The 17,441-nt window shown below is 65.2% G+C and carries 14 protein-coding genes and 1 riboswitch; of the genes, 7 read left to right on the plus strand and 7 right to left on the minus strand.

The window, feature by feature from the left end:
* Window positions 1–38 precede the first annotated feature (38 nt).
* The gene (locus tag CK218_RS17055; RefSeq protein ID WP_095828351.1) at window positions 39–929 is read right to left on the minus strand and encodes a DMT family transporter; all 891 of its coding nucleotides are present in this window, start codon (window positions 927–929) and stop codon (window positions 39–41) included.
* A gap of 217 nt (window positions 930–1,146) precedes the next feature.
* On the opposite strand from CK218_RS17055, the gene CK218_RS17060 reads away from it, so the two are divergent.
* A complete protein-coding gene (locus CK218_RS17060; RefSeq protein ID WP_067001833.1) occupies window positions 1,147–2,445 on the plus strand; it encodes an adenylosuccinate synthase in 1,299 nt (432 codons plus the stop codon).
* Window positions 2,446–2,516: 71 nt separating this feature from the next.
* Entirely contained in the window at window positions 2,517–4,361 is a 1,845-nt protein-coding gene (locus CK218_RS17065; RefSeq protein ID WP_095828352.1) for a hypothetical protein, read from the plus strand.
* Window positions 4,362–4,372: 11 nt separating this feature from the next.
* Here CK218_RS17065 and CK218_RS17070 read toward each other — a convergent pair whose 3' ends face one another.
* Together CK218_RS17070 and CK218_RS17075 are read right to left on the minus strand one after the other, a co-directional pair.
* Window positions 4,373–4,675: a CcdB family protein gene (locus CK218_RS17070; protein ID WP_067001839.1), complete on the minus strand. Its 303-nt coding sequence runs from the start codon at window positions 4,673–4,675 to the stop codon at window positions 4,373–4,375.
* Window positions 4,675–4,917, minus strand: coding sequence for a type II toxin-antitoxin system CcdA family antitoxin (locus CK218_RS17075; RefSeq protein WP_067002201.1), 243 nt, complete (start codon window positions 4,915–4,917; stop codon window positions 4,675–4,677). The genes CK218_RS17070 and CK218_RS17075 overlap by 1 nt, the downstream gene beginning before the upstream one ends.
* A 155-nt stretch (window positions 4,918–5,072) precedes the next feature.
* On the opposite strand from CK218_RS17075, the gene CK218_RS17080 reads away from it, so the two are divergent.
* Window positions 5,073–6,011, plus strand: coding sequence for a homocysteine S-methyltransferase family protein (locus CK218_RS17080; protein ID WP_095828353.1), 939 nt, complete (start codon window positions 5,073–5,075; stop codon window positions 6,009–6,011).
* Between the two features lie 16 nt (window positions 6,012–6,027).
* Here the strand turns inward: CK218_RS17080 and CK218_RS17085 are convergent, their stop codons facing one another.
* Together CK218_RS17085 and CK218_RS17090 are read right to left on the minus strand one after the other, a co-directional pair.
* Window positions 6,028–7,842, minus strand: coding sequence for an ABC-F family ATP-binding cassette domain-containing protein (locus tag CK218_RS17085; RefSeq protein WP_067001845.1), 1,815 nt, complete (start codon window positions 7,840–7,842; stop codon window positions 6,028–6,030).
* 1 nt (window position 7,843) lies between these two features.
* Window positions 7,844–8,488: a thiamine diphosphokinase gene (locus CK218_RS17090; RefSeq protein ID WP_095828354.1), complete on the minus strand. Its 645-nt coding sequence runs from the start codon at window positions 8,486–8,488 to the stop codon at window positions 7,844–7,846.
* Between the two features lie 141 nt (window positions 8,489–8,629).
* A riboswitch (TPP riboswitch) is annotated at window positions 8,630–8,743 on the plus strand.
* A gap of 42 nt (window positions 8,744–8,785) precedes the next feature.
* Between CK218_RS17090 and thiB the strand changes: the two genes are divergently transcribed.
* The 4 genes from thiB to CK218_RS17115 all read left to right on the plus strand — a co-directional run bounded on the left by thiB (window position 8,786) and on the right by CK218_RS17115 (window position 14,043).
* Window positions 8,786–9,796 carry a thiamine ABC transporter substrate binding subunit gene (thiB, locus tag CK218_RS17095; protein WP_095828355.1) on the plus strand — a complete coding sequence of 337 codons (1,011 nt, stop codon included), beginning with the start codon at window positions 8,786–8,788 and terminating at the stop codon, window positions 9,794–9,796.
* A gap of 216 nt (window positions 9,797–10,012) precedes the next feature.
* Entirely contained in the window at window positions 10,013–11,635 is a 1,623-nt protein-coding gene (gene thiP, locus CK218_RS17105) for a thiamine/thiamine pyrophosphate ABC transporter permease (protein WP_095828356.1), read from the plus strand.
* Window positions 11,632–12,393: a thiamine ABC transporter ATP-binding protein gene (thiQ, locus tag CK218_RS17110; RefSeq protein WP_067001857.1), complete on the plus strand. Its 762-nt coding sequence runs from the start codon at window positions 11,632–11,634 to the stop codon at window positions 12,391–12,393. Before thiP ends, thiQ begins: the two co-directional genes overlap by 4 nt.
* Before the next feature lie 207 nt (window positions 12,394–12,600).
* The gene (locus CK218_RS17115) at window positions 12,601–14,043 is read left to right on the plus strand and encodes a M48 family metalloprotease (RefSeq protein ID WP_095778111.1); all 1,443 of its coding nucleotides are present in this window, start codon (window positions 12,601–12,603) and stop codon (window positions 14,041–14,043) included.
* 78 nt (window positions 14,044–14,121) lie between these two features.
* Here the strand turns inward: CK218_RS17115 and CK218_RS17120 are convergent, their stop codons facing one another.
* Entirely contained in the window at window positions 14,122–16,035 is a 1,914-nt protein-coding gene (locus CK218_RS17120) for a caspase family protein (RefSeq protein ID WP_245435069.1), read from the minus strand.
* A gap of 235 nt (window positions 16,036–16,270) precedes the next feature.
* Window positions 16,271–17,134, minus strand: a complete 864-nt coding sequence (locus tag CK218_RS17125) for an RNA polymerase factor sigma-32 (RefSeq protein ID WP_067001865.1) — start codon at window positions 17,132–17,134, stop codon at window positions 16,271–16,273.
* Window positions 17,135–17,441 lie beyond the last annotated feature (307 nt).

A 17,441-nucleotide genomic window follows, 5' to 3' on the forward strand; every position in this document is an offset into this window, starting at 1 on the left:
ATCATGTTCCGCATGCTTCGGCATGCGGGGCATTTCCCCTACAGAACGGCTCTGCTGCCGCTGTATTCGGCCAGCGCGATGCCTCCGAGCACGAGCACAAGCGCAAGACCCTGATAGAATTGGAACTGCTCGCCGACGATCAGCACCGAAAGCAGGGTGCCGAAGATTGGCACCAGATTGATGAACAGTCCGGCGCGATTGGCGCCGATCAGCTCGTTGCCCTTGATGTAGAAGATCTGCGAGACGACGGACGCGCCGAGCGCGGTGTAGAACGCGACCGCCCATCCTCGCGCGTCCGGGACGATGACGCGGCCCGCCGCCACTTCCCAGACAAAGAACGGCACCGAGGTCAAAAGCGCGGCGAGCGACAGAGCCAGCATGAAGCTTTGCCAGCGGACGGCCGGCTTCAGGCGCAGCCCCACCGAATAGAGGCTGTAGCAGAGGACCGCGACCAGCATGATGGCGTCGCCGAAATTGAGCTCGAGCTTCAGCAGCTGACCGAGGTCGCCATGGCTAGCGGTCAGGGCGACGCCGAGGATGGTGAGCGCGACGCCGACGATCTGCAGGCGCTGCACGTGCAGCCTAAACAGCACGAAGTTGGCAAGGATGATGACGATCGGTATGGCGGCCTGCTCGATCGAGACATTGATGGCGGTCGTGTAGTTCAGCGCCGTGTAGAAGATGACGTTGAAGATCGTGAAGCCGCAGGCGCCGAGCCCGGCGACCAGCAGCCAATGCCGGCGCAGTTCAGGCCAGTCCTCGCGAAACGTCCGCCAGCCGACGGGCAGCATGATCAGCACCGCCAGCACCCAGCGCAGGAAAACCAACGTCATCGGCGACACATGGCCGACGGCAAGCTTGCCGGCCACGGAATTGCCGCCCCACAGCAGCATGGTGGAGAGCAGGAACAGATAGGCGGCTCGATGCATTGCTTAATCCTGGACCGGCAGGCGCGGTGGAAGAAGGATGCCGGCCTATTGCGATGGCGAGGCCAAGTAAATGATGCGAAAGCCGGAATTTGTTGTGCCTGGTTTGTTGTGCCCTGGGTGGTTTCGGGGACAAAGAAGGGGTCGCATCGGCCTGCACATGAGGCTATAGAGGCCTGTCGTTTCAAGCCGCCAAGGCGGCATCTCAAGGGAAAAGAACATGGCCAATGTGGTGGTCGTCGGCTCGCAGTGGGGCGACGAAGGCAAGGGCAAGATCGTCGACTGGCTGTCGGAGCGCGCCGACGTGGTCGTGCGCTTCCAGGGCGGCCACAATGCAGGTCATACCCTGGTCGTCGACGGCAAGGTCTACAAGCTTTCGCTCCTGCCGTCGGGCGTGGTCAGAGAGGGCAAGCTGTCGATCATCGGCAACGGGGTGGTCTTCGATCCGCATGCCTTCGTCGCGGAAACAAAGAAGCTCAAGGAGCAGGGCGTGGAGGTGACGCCCGAGCGCCTGAAAATCGCCGAAAACACCGCGCTTATCCTGTCGCTGCACCGGGAGCTGGACGGGTTCCGCGAAGACGCCGCCTCGAATTCCGGAACCAAGATTGGCACGACCCGCCGCGGCATCGGTCCCGCATATGAGGACAAGGTGGGCCGGCGCGCGGTGCGGGTGATGGATCTGGCGGATTTGGAAACGCTTCCCCTGAAGGTCGACAGGCTGCTCACGCATCACAATGCGCTGCGCCGCGGGCTCGGCCATCCGGAAGCGACCCAGGAGGCGATCATGCAGGAGCTGACCTCGGTGGCCGGCGAGATCCTGCCTTACATGGACCGCGTCTGGAAGGTGCTCGACGACAAGCGCCGCGCGGGTGCGCGCATCCTGTTCGAGGGCGCGCAAGGCACGCTGCTCGATATCGACCACGGCACCTATCCCTTCGTCACCTCATCCAACACCGTGGCAGGGCAAGCGGCCGCCGGCTCCGGCACCGGCCCCGGCGCGATCGGCTATGTGCTCGGCATCACCAAGGCCTATACGACGCGCGTCGGCGAAGGGCCGTTCCCGACCGAGCAGAAGAATGAGGTCGGCGAGTTCCTCGGCACGCGCGGCCACGAATTCGGCGTCGTCACCGGCCGCAAGCGCCGCTGCGGCTGGTTCGACGCCGTGCTGGTGCGCCAGGCGGTGGCCGTCAACGGCATCAAGGGCATCGCGCTCACCAAGCTCGACGTGCTCGACGGGCTGGACGAGATCAAGGTCTGCACCGGCTATCGCCTCGATGGCGAGTTGATCGACTATCTGCCGGCCAGCCAGGGCGCCCAGTCGCGCGTCGAGCCGGTCTATGAGACGCTCGAAGGCTGGAAGGGAACGACGGCCGGCGCCAGGAGCTGGAACGATCTGCCGGCGCAAGCCGTCAAATATGTCCGCCACATCGAGGAGCTGATCGGCGCCCCGGTTGCACTGCTTTCCACCAGCCCGGAGCGGGACGACACGATACTTGTGACCGATCCGTTTCAAGACTAGTTTCACAGCGCTTCCAGGCGCTACGGCTGATTTGCGGCCGGGCCGGGAAAGAATTGCAGGTCGACTGACGCATGGCAGATTTCGTTGGTGTTCTGAAAAAACAGCTTGCGAAGCACAGCGAGCCCTCGCCCGAGTTGCGCAAGCGGATTTACGAGAATGCTCGTGAGATGCTGGCGAAGAAACTCGCGAACTATTCTCCGCCGTTGTCGGCCGAGGTCATCAGCAAGCAGAAACGTTCGCTCGAAGATGCCGTCGCCAGCGTCGAGCGCGAGTATGCCAAGCCTGCTCCGGCGCCCAAGCCGGCTCCAGCGGAAGATCCCCTGGCGGAGCTGGAACATATTTTCTCCTCGATCGACCGCAACAAGAACCAGCCGAGCCACGTCCGGCAGCCGTCGGTGGCGAAGCCCGAACCTGCCAAGCCGGAGCCCTTCAAGACGGAGCCCTTCAAGACGGCGCCCGCACCGGCGCCGGTGAAGGCGGAACCGAGCTGGCAAGGCGCAGCAAAGACGGAACCAAGCTGGCAAGGGGCAACGAAGACTGAGCCCGGCGGCTGGCACAAGGTGCCCGCGGCACCGCCGCCCATGCCCTCGCCGCGCGAGGACGATGTCGGCCTGCCCGGGATGAACGCCGCCGAACCGGACGAGGACAGCGATGTCTTTGCCAATGACGAGCAGCCGGCCGATACTTTCCAGCGGCTGCGGCCTGCGCCGCGCAAGCGCAGCTATGGCGGGTTGATTGCTGCCGTTGTCGCATTGCTGGTGCTGGCCGGCGGCGGGTACGGCGTTTGGCTGAACAAGGATGCGTTCAGCTCCATGCTCGGCTTGAAGGGCGGCAGCAGCCAGACCGTCTCGACCGAGCCTCTGGTCAAGCCTGCCGTCCCGACAAAGCCGACCGCCGAGACGGCGGCCGCGCCGCCGGCTGCGGGCAATAACGCGGCTGCAGCCAATGAGCCGGCCGAAACAGCGAAATTCACCCAGCGGCTGACGCCCGAGGGCAAGGAAGTAGATCCTGGTCCGGCCGGCGGCCAGAGCACCATCGGCGAGGGCGAATCCGTCGCCGCGCTGACCACGCCGCCGCCAGCCGCGCCTGGGATGACGCCGGCGCCCGCCGCCGGCACGCCGCCCGCCGCGCCAACTCCGGCCGCGACCCCGCCCGCCGCCGACACTCCGCAGGCTGCGCAAACCCCGCCCGCGAGCCCGCCTGCCGGGACCACGCCGTCGGCGCCCGCCGGTGCCGCCGCCAATCCGCCCGCGCCGGCCGCCGGAACCACGCCTCCGGCCGCGGCGGCCACTCCGCCTGCCGCTGGCACGACTCCGCCACCCGCGTCCGGGACTGCGCCTGCGACGGCCCAAGCGACCGTGCCGGTCGGCCAGAAAGCGATCTTCTATGAGGAGCGCACCAGCACGCAGCAGGGCACCGCCGAGCCCGGCAGCATCGTCTGGTCGCTGGTGCAGGAATCGCCGGGCGGCGACCTGCCGCCGGAGCCGGCGATCCGCGCCGAGGCGACGATACCCGGCAAGGACATCCAGCTGCGCATGACCATCCGGCGCAATACCGACCAGACGCTGCCGGCCAGCCACATCATCGAGATGATCTTCCTGACGCCGGAAGGATTTGACGGCGGCGGCGTCGACAACATCCTGCGCATCGCCATGAAGAGCTCGGAACAGGACGCCGGCAGCCCGCTGATCGGCATCCCGGCCAAGATCGCCGACGGCTTCTTCCTCGTCGCCCTCAACGACACCAAGGCCGACGAGGACGCCAACCTGACGCTGCTCAGGGGGCAGGCCTGGATCGACGTGCCGGTGGTCTACAAGACCGGACGCCGTGCCCTGCTCACCATGGAAAAGGGCATTCCGGGCGAGAAGGTGTTTGATGAGGCGCTGAAGGCCTGGGCGACGAAGACGTCCGGTTGAGGCCGAGCGGCTCAGAAGCCCTGAAACAGCATGTCGAGCGCTGCAACGATCTCGTCGTGATGCTTCGCGAGGTTGAAACGGTTTTCCCCGAGTTCCGTCGCAGCCACCGTAGCGATCAGATGGGTGGCCATGACCAGCTTGCGTCCATTGATTTCGAAGACCGGATGCAGCTTCCGCATTGGCGGCGGCGCCGACGCGAGGGGCAAAAGCGGAACGACGACGCGCGTCTTGAAATTGTCGAGCAGGTCGGATTGAACCTCGAGGAGGTAGCCGCCTTCGATGCCGCTGGCGGCAAAGGCGTCATAGCGCGCCATCAGAACTGCCGATGCTCCTTGAGCGGAACGCCGTACGTGTCGACATACTCGTTCCAGGCATCCATGGTGGCGCGGTTTTCGAGCTTCCACAGCCGCGTTTTCTCGGCTGCCACGGCTTCTGCGATCCCGGCTTCGGCGGCACGAGATACATTCACGTTGAGCCCCTTGGCTTCCTTCATGAGCTGTGAATCGATCGATAGATTTGCCGGCTGGCGGACCGCATTTGCGGCAATCTTGCGCATGATAGCCTCCGCAACATGCGCATAGAATATGCGCATCACGCGAGTGCTGCAATGGATAGCTTTGGACCAGCGCGACCTTCGCGACCGGACCGGCATGGCAAATTCGCCCTCAAATGCTATAGTCGCGCAAGCGGCAGGTCTGACCGGAGACGGCGATGACCAGTGCGAAGATCGACGTTCGTGAGCTGGGTGAAGCCGTTTTCCTGACCGATGGCGGCCTCGAGACCTCACTTGTTTTCCTGGAAGGCCTCGATCTGCCCTGCTTCGCCGCCTTTCCGCTTCTTGGCGAGGAGGAGGGGCGGACGACGTTGGCCCGCTATTTCCGCCAGTATCTCGACATCGCCGACAAACACGGCGTCGGCTTCGTGCTCGATACTCCGACGTGGCGCGCCAATCCGGACTGGGGCGAAAAGCTCGGCTATTCGAAAGTCGCATTGTCGGGCATAGACATGCAGGCAGTGTCATGGGCGCGGGCGCTGGCTGCGCCCTATGTTGCGCGTGGCATGACCGTGCTGGTCAATGGGGTGGTCGGGCCCCGTGGCGACGGCTACCACGTTGACACAGTCATGTCGCCCGCCGAGGCCGAGATCTATCACGGCGATCAGGTCAAGGCATTCCGCGATGCCAGCGCCGATATGGTCAGCGCCATTACGATGACCTATGCGCAGGAGGCTGCCGGAATAGCCTGTGCCGCGATGGCGGTGGGGCTCCCGTCGGTGATTTCGTTTACCGTCGAGACGGACGGACGCCTGCCTTCGGGGGAGAGCCTGAGAGACGCCATCGAGACCGTTGACGACGAAACGGACGGCGCCCCCGCATATTTCATGATCAACTGCGCGCATCCGAGCCATTTCGACGCCGTCCTTGCCGGCGACGGACGCTGGATCAGGCGCATTCGCGGCGTGCGGGCCAACGCCTCCGCCAAAAGCCATGCCGAGCTGGATGCGGCGACCGAACTCGATCCAGGCGATCCTGTCGACCTCGGCCGGCGCTACCGCGCCATGCGCGACCGCTTCGGCCAGATAGCCGTGCTTGGCGGCTGCTGCGGCACCGACAGACGCCATATCGCTGCGATCTGCGAGGCCTGCCTCTGAGGCTTGCCTATAGCGGCTAGCCTTCCATCTCCTCGCGCAGCATCTCCAACTCCAGCCACTCTTCCTCAAGTGAGGCCAGCGTGGTGCGCTCCTTGTCGAGCGCGGCGATGGTCTTCTGGAACGAGACCGGATCGCGCTCATAGAAGGACGGGTCGGCGATATTGTTCTCCAGCCTTGAGATGGACGCGCTCACCGCCTCGATCTTCTTCGGCAGGGATTCCAGCGCGAACTTCTGCTTGAAGGAGAGCTTCTTGGCCGGGCTTTTCGCGCTGGTCTGTTCGGCCCTGGCCGTCGCTTCGTTCGCTTCAGCCTTCGGCCTTGCCTTGCGCTCCTCCAGCTTCGAGCCGCCGCGTTGCGCCAGCATGTCGGAATAGCCGCCGGCATATTCGATCCAGCGTCCGGCGCCGTCGGGCGCGATCACGCTGGTGACTGTGCGGTCAAGGAAATCGCGATCGTGGCTGACCAGGACGACCGTTCCGGCAAAGCCGGCGACCAGTTCCTGCAGCAGCTCCAGCGTCTCCATGTCGAGGTCGTTGGTCGGCTCGTCGAGCACCAAAAGGTTCGCCGGCCGCGCCAGCACCCGGGCCAGCAGCAGTCGCGCCCGCTCGCCGCCCGAAAGCTCGCGCACCGGCGTGCGCGCCTGCTCCGGCTTGAAAAGAAAATCCTTCATATAGGAGACGACGTGGCGCTGCTCGCCATTGACCACAAGGTTCTCGCCGCGCCCGTCGGTCAGGTAGTTCGCCAGCGTCTCCTGCGGGTCGACGGCCTCGCGCTTCTGATCGAGCGTTGCGATTTCCAGATTGACGCCAAGCCGCACGGTGCCGGCATCCGGCGCCAGCTCGCCGGTCAGCATCTTGAGAAGCGTCGTCTTGCCGACGCCGTTCGGGCCGACAAGGCCGACACGGTCGCCGCGCTGGATACGGGTCGAAAAGCCCTTGACCACGGTGAGGTCGCCAAAACTCTTCTCGATGCCTTTGGCTTCGATCACCAGCTTGCCGGATTCAGCGGCGTCGCTTGCCACCATCGTCGCCGAACCCTCGGCGCCGCGATGGCTGCGAAAACGCTGGCGCATGGCCTGCAGCTCGCCGAGCCGGCGCATGTTGCGCTTGCGCCTGGCGGTCACGCCATAGCGCAGCCAATGCTCCTCGCGCACGATCTGGCGGCCGAGCTTGTGCTGTTCGCGCTCTTCCTCTTCAAGCACCTGGTCGCGCCATTCCTCGAAATGCGCGAACCCCCTGTCCAGCCGGCGCGTCTGGCCGCGGTCGAGCCAGACGGTGGCGCGCGAGACGCGCTCGAGAAAGCGGCGGTCGTGCGAGATCAGGATCACGGCCGACGAGGTGCGGGCAAGCTCTTCTTCCAGCCATTCGATGACCGACAGGTCGAGATGGTTGGTCGGCTCGTCGAGGAGCAGGATATCGGGCTCCGGCGCCATGACGCGAGCGAGTGCTGCGCGGCGCGCCTCGCCGCCGGAAAGGTCGTTCGGCCGCTCCTCGCCGGTCAGGCCGAGATGCTCCATCAGATAAGTGGCGCGATGCGGGTCGTCGGCCGGCCCGAGGCCGGCTTCGACATAGGCGCGCACGCTGGCGAAGCCATCCATATCGGGCATTTGCGGCAGGTAGCGCACCGTTGCCGAGGGCTGGCGGAATACTTCGCCGTCCTGCGGTTCGATTAGCCCCGCGACGATCTTGAGCAGCGTCGACTTGCCCGAACCGTTGCGGCCGACAAGCGCGATCTTCTCGCCGGCGGAGGCGCTCAGTACCGCGCCGTCGAGCAGCGGCGTGCCGCCAAAAGTCAGTTTTATGCCATCCAGATTGAGAAGAGGCGGGGCCATGTCAGCTTTCGGGAAGAGGATAGGGGTGGGCGAGCAGCAGCGCCCGGCCACGCTCGAGCGCGATATGGAGCCGGCCCTTGACCTCATTTGATATGGTAAGCGAGGAGCCGAACGCCACCTCGACACCGTCCAGCGGCCATTTGGCGCCTGAGACCGTCAGGCCGGCGAGGTCGGAGAAGCCGAGCACCGAGAACAGCGTGCCGTTGGCGTAGTCGAAGCCGGCTTTGCCCGGCAGGATGGGCACGCCCTCCTGGGCGCCGCTGGTCAGCAGCACGGTTGTGCCCGCCTCGGCCAGCCGCACGCTTAGAGCCAAATGCAGAAAGGCATGATCGGCGCGCTTGCCGCCGAAGGCGCCGGCCAGCACCAGGCTGGTGGCGCCGCGCGCCAGCGCCTCGGCAATGGCGAGCTCGCCGTCGGTCATATCCTTCTCGGTCGGGAAAATCTTGCGCGGCACGGCGGCCAGATTCTCCGGCAGGCTCGCCGGCACCGAGTCGAAATCTCCGACCCAGAGCTCCGGCAGCAGGCCAAGCATATCGGCATGGCCGATACCGGCATCGGCGGCGATGATGCGGGAGCCTTCGATCTGGCGATCGAGCCGAGGCGTGCGGACGAGATCGCCGCCAAGCAGGATGGTGAATGTGCCCATGGCCGTCGCCCTTACCAGCCCGGCCAACGAAACGGAAGCGGGCGCGTCCAAACGGAATCGCACTTCGCTACCGCGGTGAACCCTGATGGATGCCCAGGAAACTTCCGCTTGCGCGCCGCATCGGCCGGGCCTATGTCTCGAAATGCTCTAACGGGGTGCCGGACGCTGATTTTGCGAACCGGCTGAGAGGCACAAAGCCAACCCGCTGAACCTGATCCGGTTTGTACCGGCGGAGGGATTAGACGTTTCGGACCATCCGACGCCTGAATTCCTTTAACGCGAACGAAGGAGGCGCCGATGCGCTCGCTATTGTCCAACCTTGTTCTTGCAGCCGGCCTTGTTTCGCTTTTGGTGGGCGTCGGGCCTGCCGAGGCGAAAGACAAGCTTACCGTCTACACCTACGAAAGCTTCACCGCCGACTGGGGTCCCGGGCCCGCGGTGAAGAAGGAATTCGAGGCCGAATGCGGCTGCGATCTCGAATTCGTCTCGGTTGCCGACGGCGTGGCACTGCTCAATCGCGTCAAGCTGGAGGGCGCCGGCACCAAGGCCGATGTCGTGCTCGGCCTCGATACCAACCTGACCGCGGATGCCAAGGCGAGCGGCCTATTCGCGCCGCATGGCGCGGTGGCCGATTTGAATGTGCCCGGCGGCTGGAAAGACGACACCTTCGTGCCTTTCGACTACGGCTATTTCGCCGTCGTCTACGACACCGAAAAGCTGAAGACCCCGCCGAAGAGCTTGAAGGAACTGGTCGAGGGCGCCGGCCCCGACAAGATCATCATCCAGGATCCGCGCACTTCGACGCCGGGCCTCGGGCTGCTGCTGTGGGTCAAGTCGGTCTATGGCGACAAGGCGCCGGAAGCCTGGGCCAAGCTGAAGCCGAAGGTGCTGACCGTGACGCCGGGCTGGAGCGAGGCCTATGGTCTGTTCACCAAGGGCGAGGCGCCGATGGTTCTCTCCTATACCACCTCGCCGGCCTACCACATGGTGGCCGAGAACACCGAGCGCTATCAGGCGGCGTCCTTCGAGGAGGGCGAATATCTGCAGATCGAGGTCGCCGGCATCACCAAAATCGGCGCGAAGAACCCGCTGGCGGAAAAATTCATAACCTTCATGACCGAGCCCAAGTTCCAGGACATCATCCCGGAGACCAACTGGATGTTCCCGGCCGGCAAGACCGACAAGCCGCTCAACCCGGCCTTCGAAAAGCTGGTGAAGCCGACCAAAACCCTGCTGTTCAGCCCGGACGAGGTGGCGGCCAACCGCAAGGCCTGGGTGGATGAATGGCTGGCGGCGATGAGCAAGTAGGACGCAGGATGGCGCTTGAGCACCCCCCTCTGTCCGGCCGGCCATCTCCCCCGCAAAGGGGGAAATTCGCGGTCATCGGTGATTTCGCTAGCCGCCGACGGTGTAGGAAGAGCGGCAAAGCTGCCAATCTCCCTCCTAGAGAGGGAGATGTCCGGCAGGACAGAGGGGGGTGCGACGGAACGTGGCGTTCGCTAGCTCGAGCCAACGTGGTGCAGCGTGCAATCCACGCCGCGCCCTGACCCTCGCATCACCGCCGGCATCATCGCCCTTGTCGCCATCACTTTGCTCATCGGCGGCGCCTTCGCCGGCCTGATCCTCGAAGGCGCGAGCGGTCCGTCCAGCGCTGCCGCGGCCTTCGACAGCTATCTGCTCCGCGTCGCCCGCTTCACGCTTTGGCAGGCGCTGCTGTCGACATTGCTTTCGGTCTTGCCGGCAGTGTTCGTCGGCCGCGCCCTGTCCAGGCACACCAACTTTCCCGGACGTCGCCTGATCCTGCAGTTGTTCACGGTGCCGCTGGCGCTGCCGGTTATCGTCGCCGCGCTCGGCGTGTTGGCGCTTTACGGCCATGCCGGTTATTTTGCCGGCATCCTCGGCACGTTCGGCGGTGGGGAATGGCCGGGCATTTACGGCCTCTCCGGCATCCTGGTCGCGCATGTCTTCTTCAACCTGCCCTTGGCCACGCGCCTGTTCCTCGAGGCGCTCGGCACCGTGCCGGCCGACCAGTGGCGGCTGGCGAGCCAGCTCGGTATGGACGCTCGGTCGGCCTTCCGGCTGATCGAATGGCCGGCGCTGCGCACGGCGCTGCCGGGGGTCGCCGGGCTGGTCTTCATGCTGTGCATCACCTCCTTCACCATCGTGCTGACGCTGGGCGGCGGGCCGGCGGCGACGACGCTGGAGGTCGCGATCTACCAGGCGCTGCGCTTCGATTTCGATCCCGCGCGGGCCGTGACACTAACGTTTCTGCAGATCGTGCTGACCTTCGTCGTGGTCGCCATGCTGACGCGACTCGGCGCCAACACGGCCGGCGATACGAATCTGCCGGTAGCGCCACGCCGCTACCTTGCGGCCAGCACCACCGAGGCCGTGTTGAATGCCGGCCTGATCGTGCTTGCGCTGCTGTTCGTCGCCGGACCGATGGCGGCGACCGTGCTCGCCGGGCTGGAGGCGGATCTTGGGCGGCTGGCCGGCGAGGACGCCGTGCGCCGCGCGACGCTCACCAGCGCCGGGCTCTCCTTTCTCTCGGCGCTGCTTTGCGTGATGCTGTCGCTGTCGCTGATTGCCGCCCGACGCGCACTGGCCCTGCGGCGCCGCGCGGGCGGCGCCATGTCGCTGCTCGAACACGCCGCCGACACCGGCGCCGGTTTCGTGCTGGTCGTGCCGCCGATCGTGATCGGCGCCGGCTGGTTCCTGGCTCTGCGCAACATCACCGATGTGTTCGCCATCGCACCTGTCATGGTCGTCGCGGTCAATGCGGTGATGGCGATGCCATTTGCCATTCGCGCCGTCCGCCCTGCCTATGACGCGGCGAGCGAGCGCCACGAGCGACTCTGCCTGGCGCTCGGCATTTCCGGCTGGAACCGGCTGCGGCTGGTCGACTGGCCGTCGCTGCGGCGGCCCTTGGCCACCGGCTTTGCGTTCGCCATGGCGCTGTCGCTCGGCGATCTCGGCGTTATCGCGCTGTTCGGCAGCGATTCGGTCCAGACCTTGCCCTATCTTCTACTCGCGCGCATGGGCAGCTACCGGACCGCCGACGCCGCGGGGCTGGCCTTTTTGCTCGGCCTCGTCTGCCTGATGCTGGTTGTCGCCGCCGACTGGCTGGGGCGGGAGGCAAAGGCATGACGAGGGATAATAATGGCATCGCGGCCACGAAGGGCCTGGCCGTCACGTTGGACGGCGTATCCTTCAGCTATGGCGAGGCATCCTTCCGGTTCGATGTCGAATTCGCCGCCGGCAGGATCACTGCCATCATGGGGCCGAGCGGTTCAGGCAAGTCGACGCTGCTCAATCTGGTGGCCGGCTTCGAATCACCCAATGCTGGCAAGGTGCTGATCGGCGGGATCGATGTCGACAATGCGCCGCCCTCGGCGCGGCCGGTGTCGATGGTGTTCCAGGAAAACAACCTGTTCGCCCATCTTTCGGTCGAGGGCAATGTCGGGCTTGGCCGCTCGCCATCGCTCAAGCTCACGGCCGACGACCACCGCGCGGTCGCGGAAGCGCTGGGGCGTGTCGGTCTCGCCGGCAAGGAAAAGCGGCTGCCGCGCGAGCTTTCCGGCGGCGAGCGGCAGCGCGTCGCGCTGGCGCGGGTGCTCATACGGGACCGTCCGGTGCTTCTGCTCGACGAGCCTTTCGCCTCGCTCGGCCCGGCGCTGCGCGAAGACATGCTCGATCTCATGGCCGGCATCCACGCCGAGCGACAGATGACCGTGCTTTTCGTCACGCACCAGCCGCAGGACGCGCGCCGCATCGGCCAGCGGATCGCGTTCGTCGACGAGGGCAGGGTCGCGGCAAGAGGGTCGGCCGCCGATTTCTTCGACGGTGCTGGACCGGAGGCCTTCCGGCGCTATATCGGCGATCGAGGCGGCAGCGTTGCCGGATGACAACACATTGCCCGGAAGCGGACATAATTTACGGCCAAACCGGTCGCGGGTGATCAGGCGTTTGCTTGCCTTGTCCGGGGGAGTGTGGCTAGGTCCGGCCATGCTGGTCCGAGTGGGCCGTGATTTGCCGAAAGATTACGAAAGGAAGCCGATCTGACGGCCGGCATCGAGAGAGTATGGACTAAGCCGCTGGCGCGATTTTTCGCGATGGCCGGCTTTGCCGTGGCGCTGGCGAGCTGCCAGATGTTCACGCCGCCGGACGTGCAGGAGTCCGGCTTCCAGCCCTCCGACAAGCCGATCACCGTCGACAATGTCGTCGCCAACGCCAGGCTGGCCGAAATGGCCAAAGCGCAGCATCCGCGGATTCTCGCCACCTATGGCGGCGAATATTCCGATCCGAAGCTCGAGCGCATGGTGGCCAAGGTCGTCGGCAATCTGACGGTGGTCTCGGCCAATCCGACCCAGACCTATCGCATCACCATCCTCAACTCGCCCAACGTCAACGCCTTCGCGCTGCCGGGCGGCTATCTCTATGTCACGCGCGGACTTTTGGCGCTGGCAAATGACTCCTCCGAGCTTGCGGCCGTCATCGCGCATGAGATGGGCCACGTCACCGCCAATCACGGGTTGCAGCGGCAGCAGCTCGAGGCCGAGGAAGGCTTGGCGACCAAGGTCGTCTCCGATGTGCTCGGCGACAGCCCGACCGCCAAGGCCGCTCTCATCCGCGGCAAGCTGAGGCTTGCGCAGTTTTCGCGCAACCAGGAACTGCAGGCCGACGCGATCGGCATCAAGTCGATCGGCGAAGCGGGCTATGACCCCTATGCGGCCGGCCGCTTCCTGCAGTCGATGTCGGCCTATACCGATTTCCGCTCGGTCAGCGGCGCCACGGATGCCAGCCTCGACTTCCTGGCCACGCATCCCAACACGCCGCAGCGCATCGAGCTGGCGCAGCGACTCGCCCGCAACTTCGGACCGCCCGGCGTCGGCACGCGCGACCGCGATGCCTTTCTCGCCGGCATAGACGGGCTGCTCTACGGCGACACGCCGGAAGAGGGCTATGTGCGCGGCCAGACCTTCCTGCATCCCGGCCTTGGCGTGTCGTTCTCGGTGCCGGAAGGCTTCGTCATCGACAATTCGGCCGCCGCCGTGACCGCGACCGGTCCGGGCGATATCGCCATCCGCTTCGATGGCGTGGCGATCGACAAGTCGGTGTCGCTCACCGACTATATCCGCAGCGGCTGGGTCGCCGGACTGGACGATGCCAGCGTGCGCCAGGAAACGGTCAACGGCAACGAGGCGGCGATGGCGCATGCCAGTGCGCAAGGCTGGCAGTTCGATATCGCGGTCATCCGGGCCGGCGGACAGGTCTACCGGCTGCTGACTGCGGCACCCTCGGCCAGCACCGCGCTGGAGCCGGTCGCGCGCTCCGTCAGCGGCTCCTTCCGCACGTTGAGCGCGGCCGAGAAGGCGGCGCTGAAGCCGCTGCATATCCGGGTGGTCACTGTGCAGCCCGGCCAGAACATGGGCACGCTTGCCGCTCAGATGGTCGGCGTCGACCGAAAGCTCGACCTGTTCCGGGTGCTCAACGCAATGTCGCCGGGCGCGAGCGTGTCGGCCGGCGACAAGGTCAAGATCGTCACCGACAAGTAGGGTCGTCATCCCGTTTCGTGCTTCCGCAACGAATCAGCCGCGCGCTTCTATTCGGCGGGCGCGCGGCTGCCGCAGCAATCAGAGCCCGCCACTGCTGCCGCCTTCAGGGCTGGTCTGGCCGCCGGTGCTGCCTCCGCTGCCCTCACCACTTTGGCCGCCGCCGGACCCCGAATGATCGCCGCTACTGCCGCGCCAGGGCGCCGGCCCGGTATCGGTCTGAGGTGGTTTGACCACTGTCGGGACTGTCACCGTCGGCGTCTTCGGCGCGGGTGTGCGGACAACCTTTACCTTGGTGACTATTTTCGTCACGACCTTCGGCTTGCACACTGCGACCGTTAAGGTGCTGCGCGCGGGAAGGCCGAGAATGCTCATCGAATATGCCTCTTGCCGCGCGATGCCGGCTTTGAGGAAAGCCAAGGCGCGGGCCTCGTCGGCGGGCACGCCGTTGCGGCCATCCTTGAAGATCACGGCGAGATCGTTCATCGCGTTGACGTGCCCCATGGCCGCCGCCTTGAGCAGCAGGTCCAATCCCTTGCCGGTATTCTGCTCGACGTCGACACCATTGAACAAGGCTCGCCCCCAAGCGGCCATCGCATAGGGGTCTCCCTTGTCGGATGCTTCTGAATAGAAGCTGATCGCTTTCGCGGAGTCCGCGGCCGGTCCTATTCCGGACGAAGCGATATGGCCGAGCTCGAACATGGCGCGGACGTGCCCCCTGTCGGCAGCTTCCTGGATAGCTTTCCTGGCCTCGTCGACCTTGCCGGACGCCAGCAGCGCCCGCCCAAGCTCGTAGCGAAACCGAGCGACGTCGGGGTAGGCCTTCACCGCCGCCTCGCAGGCCTCCGCGGCCTCGCCGGCGATCTCGTTCTGCAAACGGCCGGGCGCGACGCCCTGCAGGTCGAGCGGTGCGCCCGCCGCCTGGTCGCAGGGGTCGACGCTCGGCGACAGCTTCATCATCGCTGCCTTGGACGCGTTGCCGCCGCGGATTTGGAAGCCAATCTCGACCGGAGCAGCTGAGCCGATCTGCGGCTCGTAACGCAAATTATCGATTTCACCGGCCCTCAGGCTGGAATCCGGAGACAGGGTCCTGTCCGGCAGCGACAGCGTTCCCGTTGCCGGATAGCTTGCAAGCTTCAGGCTCACCGCGGGATCGTTGCTCGGGAAATCGAGCTTCAGCGGAACCGGACCGACGCCAACCGGGATGCTGATATCGCGATTTCCGATCGCCTCGGCGGCGCCGGTGAGGTGGATGCCGCTCTCCGGATCCGGCTGCTCCTGCTTGGCCGTGACCTCCTGACCCTCGGCGTCATCGTGGCGCATCAGCACCACCTCGTCGACCAGCGAGGAATTCTCCCACGGAACCTGCTTGCCGTTGGTGGCTTTGACCACGTCGCGGCGAACGGCCGCCATCACCGTGCGGATTTCCTGGTTGGGCGCCAGTGCATGGCGCGAAAAGGCAGATGAGAACGGGCTGAGGGCACCGCGCCCGTCATAGGCGACCGCGCCCGGCTCCGTGGCGAAGGCAATCAGCGTGTTCAGCGAGCTCTTCACCTGCGCAAGGCCGGCGTCGCCCGCGACGATCAGCTGGTCCCTCAGCCAGTAATCCTGGCGGGGGAAAGGATTGTTGCGGCAGGCGTCGAGGATGATCACCTGGATCTTCGCTTTCGAGCGCAATTGCTCCAGAACGTCGTCGAGCTTGATCGCCTGGACCTCGATGTCGGCGGCATCCTTCAGCGAGGCATCGACGGGGATCAGGAAATTCTCGCCGCCGATCTGAAAACCGTGGCCGGAATAGTAGACGACGGCCAGATCCGCACCGTCCGCCGCGGCGAGATAGTTGCGGAACCGCTCCTCGAACTGAAGCTTGGTCAAGTCCTTGGCCACGAACACGTCGAAGCCGGCCAGCCGGAACGTGTTCGCGACGTCCTGAGCATCCTTGTCCGGGTTTTTGAGAGCCGGAATATTTCGGTATTCGGCATTGCCGATGACCAAGGCAACCCTTCGATCGGCGTGAGCCTCGAACGCGGTGAAGCACACGAGAACCAAGGCTGCAAGGAACGCGCAGCATCGCAGCATGGCAAACCCCCATCCGCTAAAGTTGGTGCAGTCAGGAAGACAGTTTACGCCGCGAGGGTCTGTTAAAGAATTCACAATCCATGGCTACGGATGCAGAAAAGCCGCCGGGACCTGATGGCCTCCCGACGACTTCGAGTCGCTGCCTTGGCTTTCAGGCGGCTTCCGCCAGGAATTCGGGGTTCTGCTTCACCAGCGCCGCCCGCAGCTTTTCCATGGCGCGGGCTTCGATCTGGCGGACGCGTTCCTTGGAGATGCCGAGCGCCTCGCCAAGCGATTCCAGGGTGGCGCCGTCGTCGCTCAGGCGGCGCTCCTCGATGATGCGCAGCTCGCGCGCATTGAGCGCGCCGAGCGCGCTCTTCAGCCAGACCGCGCGGCGCTCGACGTCGATAGTTTCGCCGACGACCTCGTCGGGAAGCGGATCCTCCGAGACCAGGAAATCCATCCGCTCGGCGGCGCCGTTCTCGTCGGCAAGCGGGGTGTTGAGCGAGCTGTCGGGGGCCGAAAGACGCGAATCCATCATCGCCACGTCGGCTTCCGGCACGCCGAGCGCGGCCGAAACCTCACGGTACAGGGAGGCATTGGAGAGCGGCTCGGCGCCGTTGGCAAGCCGCGCGCGCAGCCGCCTCAGATTGAAGAACAGGGCCTTCTGCGCGGAGCTGGTGCCGCCGCGCACGATCGACCAGTTGCGCAGGATATAGTCCTGCATCGAGGCGCGGATCCACCAGGTGGCATAGGTGGAGAAACGCACTTCTCGGGCGGGCTCGAAGCGGGCAGCCGCCTCCAGCAGGCCGACATGGCCTTCCTGAATGAGGTCGCCGAGCGGCAAACCGTAGTGGCGGAATTTGGAAGCCATCGAAATCACCAGCCGCATATGGGCGACGGTGATCAGATGCAGCGCGTCCTGATCCTTTTTTTCCCTCCAGCGTATGGCCAGGAGATGCTCCTCGTCGCGCTCGAGATAGGGAGCCTTCATTGCCGCCCGGACCAGTGTCCGTCCTGCCACATCCTCGATCATGCCGGCTCCTTTTGGCGGTCGTTGCACTGGATGACGGTTGAAATGACGTCGCAGCGCCCTACAACAGCCAGCAACGTGCCAGAAGCGCGAATGGTTCCGTAGTGCCGGCGGATGCATATGCCTGCCGAAAACGTTTCTGTTATCGATCCGTGAGGCTTGGCTTGGCGGATTTTTCGCTGGTTTTGAGAACTGGATTTCTGGAACGGTCGATTTTTGAAATCTGGTTCCTTATTTCTCGAGCTTCCATCTGCCAGTTTGCCGCTCTCACCATGCGCCGGGGCACCGGTCAAAACGGGATCACAGAAAA

The sequence above is a fragment of the Mesorhizobium sp. WSM3879 genome, from assembly GCF_002294915.1.
Taxonomy (GTDB): Bacteria; Pseudomonadota; Alphaproteobacteria; order Rhizobiales; family Rhizobiaceae; genus Mesorhizobium.